The sequence below is a fragment of the Actinomycetes bacterium genome, from assembly GCA_035489715.1.
Taxonomy (GTDB): domain Bacteria; phylum Actinomycetota; class Actinomycetes; order JACCUZ01; family JACCUZ01; genus DATHAP01.
This window is the reverse complement of sequence record DATHAP010000109.1, coordinates 1-11,170: the sequence shown is the minus strand read 5'-3', so window position 1 is coordinate 11,170 and position 11,170 is coordinate 1. Positions and strand designations below refer to the sequence as shown.

The window sequence follows — 11,170 nt, the reverse complement described above, 5'->3', positions numbered from 1 at the left end:
CCGCGCGCTGGAGCGCGTGGCTGTCGACCAGCATGGGGGCGAGCAGGGCCTGGAAGCTCGTGACGCCGACGCGGTCGAAGGCGCGGGCGCCGACCCAGCCGAGGTCGGCCTCGCCCTCCGCCACGTCCGCGAGGATGCCCCGCTCGGCCCCTGCTTCACCGCGCCGCCAGCCGTCCGCGAACTCGATCGACAGCGTGCCGTCCGAGGCCCGCTCGACCTCATCGGCCCAGGCGCGCAGCTGCGGCGGCGGCTCGCCGTCGTTGGCCTGCGCGAAGCTCAGTGTGCGGACGGGCTCGTCGGCAGTGCCGCCGGCCCGGTCGACCGCGGTGCAGCCGCTCGTCCCGGCCAGCACGGCCGCCGCGGTGAGGGTCAGCATCGTCCGGGTCCTGTTCATCGGGCACCTCCTCAGGTGATGCCGCTGACGCTAGGAACGACGGATCGTGGCCACATCAGGGTTGGCCTCGTGCTCTTCGACGGTCAAGGTCAGTGCCAGCACGGTCCCGGACGGGCCCTCGCTACGGGATGCTGACCGCATGCGGTCCCGGCCGGCGCCCGTGGCTTTCTGGACCACCATCGCGTTCATCGGGCTGACCGCGACGGCGGCGTCGGCCTCGGTCGCCATCGCCGCGCAGGGTCAAGGGTTCACGTTCGCGATTCCGGACGCCGGAGGTCGGGTGGCGCTGCTCGGCCCCGTCGCTCTATGTCTGGCGGCCGCCGTCGTCCACCTCGTGCGGCACCCGGACCGGGTGCGCGTCGCCGTCCTGGTCACCGCGGCCGCGCTGGCGTGGTCGGTCGCCGAGTGGGACAACCCGAAGGGGGCGTCGGCGCTGCTCTTCTCGCTGGGACTGGCCGGCTTCGCCGCCACCCCGGCGGTCGTGCTCCACCTCGCACTGACCGACGCCCGGGGCCGGCTACTCGGTCGGGCCGCGGCGGCGCTGGTCGGCGCGGGGTACGTCGTCACGCTCGGGGTCCAGGGCGTGCTGTCCGCGGTCGGCTCCGATCCCGCTGCGGGCGGGTGCGTGAGCTGTCCGGCCAACCTCTGGCACGCCGGGACCGTCGCCGGCTGGACGACCTCGGTCGACACCCTCGGAGTGCGGGCCGGCCTGGTCTGGTCGGTGGCGGCCGTGCTGGCGCTCATCCTGGCCGCGCTCCGCGCGAGCCGCGCCCGACGTCGGACGACGGGGCCCCGGTGGTCGGCGGCCGTGCTGTTCCTCGTCGCGACGGTCGTGTCACACACACGGTCCACCGACCGGGGGTTCCTCGGCGCGGACGGGGTGGATCGCCGGCTGTGGCTCGTCCAGGCGGCCGCGCTCGCGGCGGTCGGCCTGTGCGTGCTCGGGGAGATGGTGCGCGAGCGGCGCACCGAGCGGGCACTCACCGGGCTGGTGGTGGATCTCTCGGGACTCTCGTCCCCGACCGGGTCGTTGCGAGATGCGCTCGCCACGAGGCTCGGCGACCCTTCGCTCGTTCTGGCCTTCCCCGTCGACGGCGGCCAACTCGTCGATGAGTGGGCGCAGCCGGTGAAGCTCCCGTCCCCCGGCGCGCGTGCGGTCACCCGGCTGGACTACGCCGGTGACACCCTCGCGATACTCGTGCACCGCACCGACCTGCTGGGCAGCCGCGACTCGGTGGACGACCTGGTCGCGGCGATCCATCTCGGGCTCGAGCACGAACGGCTCCAGGCCGAGGCGTTGGCCCAGGTCGCCGAGCTGCGCGCCTCGGGGATCCGGCTGGTCGCGGCGGGCGACGACGAGCGTCGGCGCCTCGAGCGCGACCTGCACGACGGCGCGCAGCAGCGCCTGGTGGGACTCGCGCTGGGCCTGCGTCTCCTAACCGCCCGCACGGGGGAGTCAGCGACGCTGCGGGAGGCGACGCGCGAGCTGCAGGCCGCCATCGACGACCTCCGCGCACTGGCCCGCGGGCTGTCGCCCCTCATGCTGGCGGACGCAGGCCTCGCGACCGCGGTGCGTGCGCTGGCGGAGTCGCGCGACGTCCGGCTGACGGAGGCGCCCGACGGGCGGTTTCCAGCGGTCATCGAGTCGACGGCGTACCTCGCCGTCGACCGGGCGACGGCTGCGTCACCGGCCGAGGTCGCCATCCGTCACGAATCGGGTCAACTCACGACGACGGTCCGCGTACAGGGGCCGGATCCCGACTTGGGAGACCTGGCCGCCAGGACGACCACGCTGGGTGGCGAGCTGTCTGTGCGACCTTCGACCGCCGCCTGGAAGTTGACGCTGAGCCTGCCCCTTTCCAGCGGCACGGCGAAGTAGCTGCGCCGGTCGGCTGCTCGAGCTAGACCCTCGCCCCGGAGATCGCTTACTTGTGTTCCAGGGTCTGGGCCCGTTCGGCCTCGATTAGTTGTGCCGGAACTCGGTGCGCGGACAGCAGGTCGGCGAGTGCGTCCGGAAACCGGGTCAGCAGCGTCCTGGCAGGGGCCAGCGGCATGAGGAGAGGCAGCAGCGTCAGCTCGTCGACCAACAGCGCGGCCGGGCGGCGCCACCGGAGCACAGTCGCGTACCAGGCCCCGAGCACCGTCGTGGACGTCTCGCCGTGCGTGACAGCCGGTCCCGGCACTCGGTCCCGGAACGCTCGGGTGCCATGCACGATGATCACGAGGAGTCACTGCTCGTGCAGGGCTCGAGCCCGGCAGCGAGCCACTGGCGGGACAAGTCCGCCAGGTTCATCACAGGCCGAGGACCAGCCGCAGCGCGGCGTCGACCTGGCGCAGCTCATCGAAGGTGAGGTGACCGGCTGACTCCTCCAAGCGCTGCGGATCCACGGCACTGGTCTGCTCGGCCAGCACCCGGGTCGGGCCGCCCTCGATGGACACCTCCGGACGGAAGGTGGCCGCGCGTGCCGAGGTGGACGTCGGCGCGACCAGCCAGGTCGAGAGCGGCAGCAGGTCGGACTGGACGACGACCGCGTAGCGGACGCCGGCCTGCTCATGGCCCCGGGCGCCACGGGCAGAGCGCAGGCGGTAGACCTCACCACGCACGCAGCGTCTCCATGTCCCGAAGAACCTGAGCCGCCTCGGCACGGTCGGCGTCGTCAGCGGCCAGCGCAGCAGCCTCTGCGCGCAGCCTGTCCTGCGCGGCCGTCTTGGCGGCCTCGATCAGAGCCGAGCGCACGGCGGTGGAGATAGACGTGCCGTCTTGCGTCAGAACGGCCAACGCCCGCCGGGCGTCTTCGTCCGGGCGGAAGGTGATCGTCTCGGCCACCCCTGAAGTGTCTCACGGCATGTAAGACGTGGGAAGAAACTGTTGGGCGGCTTCCCGAAGGCGACTCCGATGCTGAGGCAACCCGAAGGCACGAACGCTGCCCGACGACTCCCCTGACCAGCCAAGACACCGCTCGGAGGACAAAGCCTTCCGAGCTGACTGTGCGGGTTCGATTCCCGCCACCCGCTCCACTGCGATGTCGCGGGACACCGTTCACAGGTCGATCGCCTACGCCGCTTGGACTGCACTGCTCACCTTCGCCGGCGCCCATCTCGTCGCTCACCTCACCGTCGGCGAGTCCGGTGCGAGGGAGATCCTGGCCGCGGGTGCAGCCGCCTACGCCCTGTCCGCGACCCACGTCGGACGAGTCGGGGGTTCGGTGGCCGTCCCGCCGCCTGGTGTTGGGGTCGTCGGCGGCGGTGGCGGCGCTGGTACCACTTCGTCTGGCCGGTTCCCCGTCTGTCCCAGCCGCGGTGACCCTGTTCGTGCTCGTCGGGGCCGCCCCGGCGTCCGCACCCCGGCGTCGGCCACGCTGGCCCTGACACAGCTCGGCGGCAACGCAGCGGTGATGATGACCGCTCGGACGGCCGCCACCCAGGTGGGATATCTGCTCGGCGCCGCGGCCGGCGGCCCAATCATCGCCGTCCTCGGCTACCCCGCCCTCGGGTTCGCACTGGCCGCCGGATTGCTGGCATCGATCGGCATGCTGTCCCGGGTGGGGAACCCGAGCGACCGCTCAGCCCCGAGTGATGGCGGCGGCCGCGGCAGCACGACCGGCGAGGCCGGTGACCCCGAGCTTGGCGTAGGCGTTGGCGAGGTGACGCTCGACCGTCCGCTCGCTGAGGAAGAGCCTCAGTCCGGCTCGTTGCCCGCCGGTCCTCCGATCCGGAAGGGGGTGCTGACGCCCGCGTACGCGACGTGGGCGATGAGTCCCTCGGCGGCGTGCGGCAGCTTGTGGCAGTGGTCCGCCCAGATGCCGGGGTTGTCGGCCACGAACGCGACCTCGTACGACTCGCCCGACTCCACATCGAGGGAGTCGACCCACCACGGGCTTCCGGACGCGGCCACACCGTTGCGGCTGAGCACGACGACGTGGTGGCCGTGCAGGTGCATCGGATGCAGCTGACCGCTGTGGTTCTCCAGCGTCATCCGGACGACGTCCCCCTCCTCGACCACGAACATGGGTACGTCGGGGAAGAGCTGGCCGTTGATCGACCACTGCAGCCCGGGGATGCCGTCGACGAAGCCGGGACGCCGTCCGATGGAGTACTCGAAGCGCCGGTCGACCGTCTCGGGGTCGAAGCCGAGCGGGGCCGGTGAGCCGTACGGGAGCAGGTCCAGCCGCGGGTGGAGTTCCTCCGCCGACGGAGCGCCGGCGCCGGCGCGGCCGAGGACCAGCGACGGCCCGGCCCGGTCGCCGAGCTGTACCCGCACGGCGGAGCCGGCCGGGGGCCCCACGACCCCCAGGTCCGCCCGGCCTCCCGCAGGCACGCGCACGGACCGGTCGCTGACGTCGGCGGAGCCGACGACGTCGCGGCCGTCGACCGCGAGCACGCGGAAGGCGGCACCAACGACCTGCGCGTCGAGCGGCCCGTCGTCGGTGTTGACCACCCGCACCCGTACCGGCGTGCCCGGCTCGACGTCGACCCGCGTCTCCCCAGTCGCGCCGCCGACCGTGCGCAGGCCCTGGTAGGTATGCACCGCGGCGACGACGTCCACCTCCGCCGGGGCCGACGGCGGGTCGACGACGAGCGCGCCGAACAGGCCGTCGCGCACCTGGACGTGGGAGACCTGGTGGGAGTGGTACCAGTACGTCCCGGCGTCCTCGGCGACAAACCGGTAGAGGTGGGAGTCGCCGAGTGCCACCGCGTCCTGGGTGATTCCGGCGACCCCGTCCTCGGCGTTGGGCACGTCCACGCCATGCCAGTGCAGCGTCGTCCCGCGGGCCACGGACTCGTTGATCAACGTCACCTGGACGAGGTCGCCCTGCTCCGCGCGGATCGCCGGGCCCGGGGACGCGTGGTTCAGCGTGAAGCCCTCGACCGTCTCCCCGGTCGCGAGGGTCACGGTCTCCTGCCGGGCGACCAACGTGACCTCGACATCGGGCCGGCCCTCAGCCGGACCGGCCAGCTCGGTGACGGGGACGTTGCCCGGCTGGGCCGGTGGGCCGTCCCAGCCGAGCGCGTGAGCCTCGTGCCTCGCGGCCGACCCGCCGCCGTGGTCGGCGTACCCCATGCCCATGACCGAATACGTGTCGGGGACCAGGCTGCGCCCCCAGAACCAGCCGAGCGGCAGGAGCAGGGCCGCCGATGCCAGGGCGGCGACGACGGCCCGGTCAGACCGGCGCCGTGTCCAGGACCCGTTCATCGCTCTGCACCCGGGTGATCCGCCGACCGGCCTGCAGCGCCGTACCGAGGATGAGTAGCGCGTTGAGCCCGTGCAGTCCGCCCCAGGTCGGGCCGACCGCGAACGCCGGGAAGAGCAGCGCGAACTGCAGCAGCACGAGGCCGAACAGCGCGGCGGCCCACCGCACCGCTCCTGGGGCGCGGGTGAAGAACGAGACGACTAGGAGCGCGATGACCAGCAACGCGATGAGCGAGCCGTTGTACCGGTGGATCATCACGCCGAGGTTGCCCTCCCAGTCGTAACTGGACGTGATGGCCCCGCCGTCCTCCATCTCGTGGATGATCCCGAAGAAGCCCATGGCGATGGCGGCGGCCTGCACTGCCACGCATGCGGCGACGAGGAAGGCCAGCACGCGGTAGGTGGATCTCATGACGTCTCGCAGCCGTCGGGAGCGGCGGCGATCGGTTCGCCGGCCCGGTGCGCGAGGATGGTGGTGGCCGGCTGGATCCGAACGCGGCGGACCCACAGCAGAACGCCAACGGCCATGAGCACGGCGGTGGCGACGAGCGAGCTGACCACGGCTTCGGGGACGGTGGCCGCACTCTCGACGCCGGCCGCACGGACGATGAGTTCCCCGGAGCCCCAGAGCGGCATCCACGGCTCCAGGACCGTCATCTGGATGCCGACGACACCGATGACGACGAGTACGCCCTCCATATCGCGGGGCACCAGGGCGGCGGCGACGACACCGATGGCGACGGAGGCCACGCAGCCCAGCCCGATGGCGAGGGCCAGCATGGCGACGTCGACCTCCTGTTGCGAGCCGATCAGCAGCGCGAAGGCGGGGGTGATGAGGGCTGCCAGGACGAGGACCGTGACGACCCGTCCGAGCAGCAGCTCGGCCGCCCGGTACCCGGCCAGCAGCAGCGGCTGGTCGGCCCGCCTCGAGCCGTTCACCACGAAGAGCGCGGCCACAGCGACCGCCCAGCTGGTGCCCATGGCACCGGACGCCAGCACCCAGAGCTGGTCGTCGGCGGTGGCGCCGGCCTCCTGAATCTGCATGCGCCCGGAGAAGTAGAACGCGAGCGGCAGCGCGACGAGGATCGCCAGCGCGAGCCGGCGGCGCGACAGATCGCGCCCGTGCATCACGGTGACCGTGGTCAGTCGGTGCCAGCTCATGCCGCCACGCCCCTCTCCCCGTCGAGGCTCCAGCCGCCGCCCGTACGCAGCTCGAGCACGTGTGTCACGCGGTGCAGCTCGGCGAGCATGTGGGTGACGACGACGACGGCCGCGCCCTCGTCGCGCCACGTCCGGACGTGCTCCCAGAAGTTCTCGTACGTGCCGCGGTCGAAGCCCTGGTACGGCTCGTCCAGCAGGACCAGTGGGCCGTCGCTCATCAACGCCAGCGCAAGGTTGAGCTTCTGCCGGGTACCGGTCGAGAGCTCGCGGACGGTGGCCGCCTCGTCCGGTGGGTAGCGCAGCCAATCCAGCAGCGCCCCACCACGAGCCGCGGCCCCGGCCCGGTCTAGGCCCAGCCCCGCCCCCACGTAGAGGACGTGCTCGTCGGCCGTGAGGTTCTCGATGAGGCCGGCCTCCTGTGGGCAGTAGGCGAGCCGAGGCGGGCGGGCGACGGTCCCCGTGTCCGCTGCCAGGACGCCAGCGCAGATGCGCAGCAGCGTCGTCTTGCCGGCACCGTTCTCGCCGATCACGGCGAGCGCCTCACCACGTCTCACCTCGAAGGAGACGTCGTCGAGCACCCGGCGCCGCTTGTAGGACTTCCCGACCCCCCGCACCGACAGCGCTACTGCCTCATCCATCCCGACCCCCAGCCCTCGCGGTCCCGGCCGTCCCGCACCGCCTCTGGCGATGACGGTCCGCGCCGGGCGTCCCGGGCATCAACCTCGCGACGTCCCTGCCGGTCCGGGAAGCTGTCCCGTGCCGCGTCCCAGACCGGCCTCACGGGCCTGGTCCTTCGCCGCGGCACGATCGGGCAGCTGCAGCTTGGTGAGAATGCTTGACACCAGGTTGCGGACGGTCTTCAGGGTGATGCCGAGGCGCTCGGCCATCGCTGCGTTGCCCAGGCCCTGAGCCAGCAGCCGGAGGACGTCGTGCTCACGCGGGGTGAGCTGCTCGAAGGGGTCGGGGGCCACCGTGCGCGCGAACCAGTCGGCCATCCGGCGGGCCAGCGCGGCGCCGAAGACCGCCTCTCTGCGGGCCACCGCGTGGACGGCCGACAGCACCTCGCCCGGATCGGCACCCTTGAGGACGTACCCGAGGGCGCCGGCGCGGACCGCGTCGAACACGAGGCTGTCGTCGTCGTACATCGTGAGGACGAGGATGCCGACTGACGGCGTGCCGGTGGCGATGGCCTCGATGGTGGCGGTCCCGCCGGGACCCGGCATGCCGAGGTCCAGCACGACCACGTCAGGCTCCAGGGTCCTGGCCGCCCGGACCGCCTCGTCGCCCGTCACGGCCCGGCCGACCACGTCGACGTCCGGTTCGCCGGTGAGCAGGGCGTGCAAGCCGTCGAGGAAGACCGGGTGGTCGTCCGCGATTACCACGGTCGTCGTCACGCAGCACCCCCCGCGAGCGGGAGCGCGGCGACGACGGTGGTCCCGCCGCGGGACCCGGGCTCGACCTCGACGTGCCCGCCGAGCTCGGCCGCCCGCTCCCGCATCGCAGTGATCCCCACGCCCGCACCGACGTCCGGCGGCAGCCCCACCCCGTCGTCGACGACGCGGACCTCCAGTCGTGAGTCCTGCACTCCGAGGTGGACCTTGCAGGAGGACGCCCGGGCGTGGCGAACGGTGTTCACCACGGCCTCGACCGCGATCCGGTACGCGGCCGTCTCGACGGCGGCCGGCAGGGCGCCCAGGTCGCCCGAGGTCGAGACGGTCACCTGGGGAGTGTCGAGGTCACCGACGTGCTGCCGCAACGCCCCCGCGAGCCCGAGCTCGTCGAGAGCCGGCGGCCGCAGGTCGTACGCGAGCCGACGAACGTCGCCGACCAGGCTGGTGGTCCCCTCCCGGACGTCGGCTAGGGCGGCCGCCGCGCGGTCGGGGTCGGCAGCCACCAGCCGGCGGGCCGCCTCAGTCCGCAGGCCGAGGCCGGCGATGGCCGGCCCGAGCTCGTCGTGGAGCGCCCGCCGCAGCCGGCGGCGCTCCTCCTCGCGGGCGAGCACGATCCGCTCCCGGGAGCGCTGCAGGTCGGTGCGCAGACTGAGCTCGCGGGCCGCGGCACCGACCTGCCGGGCCAGGTCCTCGAGCAGCCGGCGGTCTGCGCCGCCGTACGCAGCGCCGGAGGCGCGCGGGGCGAGCCGCAGGGTCCCGATCCGCTCGCCACGGTCGACGAGCGGGACGTCGACCAGCTGGCCGTCGCCGAGCCAGCGGGGGCGTGTCCCCGCCTCCACCCGCCGCTCCAGTGCCGGGACCTCGATGGCCACGTACGGGGCTCGGAGGGCGTCAGCGACGTCGTCGGCGATCGCGGGCAGGAGGTCCGCACCACCCGTCGCGTCTAAGCGGCGCCCCAGCCGGCTCAGAGCCAAGTACGGGTCGTCGCGGTCGCCATACATCAGCCGGCTCACGGCCTTCTGCAGCGCCACCCGGAGCGGGTTCACTGCGACCGCCACGACAGCGGTCGCCACGATCGAGGCGGGGGTCGTCGAGCCACCCCGCATGACGGCGCCGGCGACGCTGACCACGACAAGGTAGATGCTGACGACGCTCGTCGTCAGCAGGCCGTAGAGGAGGCCGCGGTTGAGGACGATCTCGAGGTCGAAGAGGCGGTGGCGGGTCACCGCGACGCCGAGCCCGACCACGAACGGCAGCGCGGCGAGGCCGATCCACGCCGTAGGGAGGCTCTCGCCGAGCAAAACCTGGGGGAGGAACCACCCCGCCAGGCCCGCCGAGATCGCGAGGGTCCCGGTGCCGGCCAGCCAGCGCATCTGTTGGCGCTCCAGAGCGTCCCGGGAACCACGAAACTGCGCCACCGAGACACCGGTGTACGCCAGCAGCGTGGCGACGACGACCAGCGCTCCGCCGCGGATGGTGAGGCCGACCCACTCCAGACGGTTGCCGCTCCCGGGCGCGACCAGCGCGGCCCAGGCACCAGTCACCCAGAGCGGCGCCGCGCCGAGGACGGCCGTGGCCGCCGGCCGGTCGGCGAGCCGGCGGAAGGGGCGCGGGAAGAGCAGAGCGAAGGCCAGCCCGCCCGCCCAGGCGGTCAGGTAGGCGACCTGGGTCAGGCCGAGGTACAGCCCGGTCAGCAGCCGGTCGGTCACGCCGACCGTGGGCAGCCCGAGCAGGGTGGGCACCGTGCTCGTCCCCAGTCCCGCGGCGAAGACCAGGAGGGCCCCGGTGGTCGCATCGGCCCGTCGCCACCACACGAAGCCGGCGACCGCCATGAGTGACCCGACGAAAAGCATGGCCGGCCAGGCCGCGAGGAGCGTCAGCAGGACGTCGGGCCGCGCGAGGTCGACCGAGACGGTGAGGCGGCGGTCCGCCCTGAGCACGGTAAAGTCGACCGTCCCCCCAGCTGTCGGCGTGGCAGCCGGCTGGGCCTCGGTGTCCGCGTCCGTGAGGCTGCGGCCGTCGACCGCCGTCACGAGATCGCCGTCCCGGAGCGGGCAGGTCCCGGCCGCCTCGACCACGACACCCTCTGCGGTCCAGTCGGACGGGCGGACCCCGACCCGTCCGCAGTCAGCGGGACGCGTCGCGAACAGCGCGACGAAGAGGCCACAGGCGGCGATCATGACCGCCGCCACGAGCAACGGGGGCCACCGTCCGGGCACGACGTCAGGCTAGAGCCTGTCTGACGAGTCGGACACGGGTGACCCGGTACTCCCGCTCGGTCTGCTCCACGCTCGTGAGATCGAGGCGGCGGTGAACGGATTGCGCTACGGCGTCCCGGTGGGCGTCGTCGCCGGCCAAGCCCGAAGCACCGGCGCCTGAAGCGCCCGGCCGAAGGAGAAGCTCAGCTCCCACGGCTGCGGGGCCCGCCGGTTGAGCGTGTCCAGGGGCGGGTGGCCTCCAGGTCGGTCTGACCGCCGGAGAAAGACGATTCAGGGCACCGCCGCAGGGACGGCCTGCCGCAGCGCACGGACCGTCGCGTCGGCGACCTCCTCGGGCCCGGCCCGGTACGGGCAGTCCCCCTGCGGGCGGGGTGACTGCCTTCTGGCCGCAGAAGCTAAGCGGGGGGTCCTCAGTCGCTCTGGCATGGTTTCTACGGCTGCGTTGTGAACCAGTGCGGCAGCGATACGCGCAGCTCGAACCAAGGGTTACTGCAGGCCACGGAGACGTACGTGGCGCTGAGGCACGCGGAAGGCACGACATCCGGCTGACCTGCCGCTGACCAGCCAGTATGGCGCTTGGAGTCCCAAGCCTTCCAAGCTGACTGTGCGGGTTCGATTCCCGTCACCCGCTCCAGTGATGTCTCGGGACACCGTTCACAGGTGTCCCGAGACATCGCACGAGTGGAGGCACTCGATCGCCTTGCCCCCTCAACGAGGCCGCCCTACCGTCCGCATCAAGTCGCACGGCGCGGCTGTCCGCCTGTGGGCGGTGATCCTCTAGCCAAGCAGAGGAGATGGGAGCAGGGCTATGTCT

General features: G+C 72.7%; 12 protein-coding genes. 1 reads left to right on the top strand and 11 read right to left on the bottom strand.

Translation table 11 applies throughout. The features are described from left to right. Window positions 1-394, bottom strand: a 394-nt coding sequence (locus VK640_08700; protein HTE73264.1) for a hypothetical protein, incomplete at its 3' end; no start/stop codon positions are given. A gap of 160 nt (window positions 395-554) precedes the next feature. Between VK640_08700 and VK640_08695 the strand changes: the two genes are divergently transcribed. Continuing rightward, window positions 555-2,273, top strand: a complete 1,719-nt coding sequence (locus VK640_08695) for a histidine kinase (protein ID HTE73263.1) — start codon at window positions 555-557, stop codon at window positions 2,271-2,273. A gap of 46 nt (window positions 2,274-2,319) precedes the next feature. On the opposite strand, the gene VK640_08690 is transcribed toward VK640_08695, so the two are convergent. From VK640_08690 to VK640_08645, 10 genes are all read right to left on the bottom strand, one after another. Then, on the bottom strand, window positions 2,320-2,577 hold the full coding sequence (locus VK640_08690; GenBank protein ID HTE73262.1) for a hypothetical protein: 258 nt from the start codon (window positions 2,575-2,577) through the stop codon (window positions 2,320-2,322). A gap of 109 nt (window positions 2,578-2,686) precedes the next feature. Then, window positions 2,687-2,998, bottom strand: a complete 312-nt coding sequence (locus VK640_08685) for a type II toxin-antitoxin system PemK/MazF family toxin (protein ID HTE73261.1) — start codon at window positions 2,996-2,998, stop codon at window positions 2,687-2,689. Beyond that, window positions 2,988-3,221 carry a hypothetical protein gene (locus tag VK640_08680; protein HTE73260.1) on the bottom strand — a complete coding sequence of 78 codons (234 nt, stop codon included), beginning with the start codon at window positions 3,219-3,221 and terminating at the stop codon, window positions 2,988-2,990. Before VK640_08680 ends, VK640_08685 begins: the two co-directional genes overlap by 11 nt. An 852-nt stretch (window positions 3,222-4,073) precedes the next feature. Then, window positions 4,074-5,588 carry a multicopper oxidase family protein gene (locus VK640_08675; protein HTE73259.1) on the bottom strand — a complete coding sequence of 505 codons (1,515 nt, stop codon included), beginning with the start codon at window positions 5,586-5,588 and terminating at the stop codon, window positions 4,074-4,076. Continuing rightward, window positions 5,557-5,997 (bottom strand): DUF6220 domain-containing protein, encoded by a 441-nt coding sequence (locus tag VK640_08670; protein ID HTE73258.1) that lies wholly within the window; start codon window positions 5,995-5,997, stop codon window positions 5,557-5,559. Before VK640_08670 ends, VK640_08675 begins: the two co-directional genes overlap by 32 nt. Beyond that, window positions 5,994-6,746: a hypothetical protein gene (locus VK640_08665; protein ID HTE73257.1), complete on the bottom strand. Its 753-nt coding sequence runs from the start codon at window positions 6,744-6,746 to the stop codon at window positions 5,994-5,996. The genes VK640_08670 and VK640_08665 overlap by 4 nt, the downstream gene beginning before the upstream one ends. Beyond that, window positions 6,743-7,384 (bottom strand): ATP-binding cassette domain-containing protein, encoded by a 642-nt coding sequence (locus VK640_08660; protein HTE73256.1) that lies wholly within the window; start codon window positions 7,382-7,384, stop codon window positions 6,743-6,745. The genes VK640_08665 and VK640_08660 overlap by 4 nt, the downstream gene beginning before the upstream one ends. 78 nt (window positions 7,385-7,462) lie before the next feature. Continuing rightward, on the bottom strand, window positions 7,463-8,140 hold the full coding sequence (locus tag VK640_08655; GenBank protein HTE73255.1) for a response regulator transcription factor: 678 nt from the start codon (window positions 8,138-8,140) through the stop codon (window positions 7,463-7,465). Further along, a complete protein-coding gene (locus VK640_08650) occupies window positions 8,137-10,356 on the bottom strand; it encodes a histidine kinase (GenBank protein ID HTE73254.1) in 2,220 nt (739 codons plus the stop codon). The genes VK640_08655 and VK640_08650 overlap by 4 nt, the downstream gene beginning before the upstream one ends. Before the next feature lie 105 nt (window positions 10,357-10,461). Beyond that, a complete protein-coding gene (locus VK640_08645; protein ID HTE73253.1) occupies window positions 10,462-10,581 on the bottom strand; it encodes a class I fructose-bisphosphate aldolase in 120 nt (39 codons plus the stop codon). Between the last annotated feature and the right edge of the window lie 589 nt (window positions 10,582-11,170).

Excerpts from the sequence above, each read along its gene's own strand:
- VK640_08675 (HTE73259.1), bottom strand. The coding sequence starts at position 5,588 with ATGAACGGGTCCTGGACACGGCGCCGGTCTGACCGGGCCGTCGTCGCC.
- VK640_08670 (HTE73258.1), bottom strand. The coding sequence starts at position 5,997 with ATGAGATCCACCTACCGCGTGCTGGCCTTCCTCGTCGCCGCATGCGTG.
- VK640_08665 (HTE73257.1), bottom strand. The coding sequence starts at position 6,746 with ATGAGCTGGCACCGACTGACCACGGTCACCGTGATGCACGGGCGCGAT.
- VK640_08660 (HTE73256.1), bottom strand. The coding sequence starts at position 7,384 with ATGGATGAGGCAGTAGCGCTGTCGGTGCGGGGGGTCGGGAAGTCCTAC.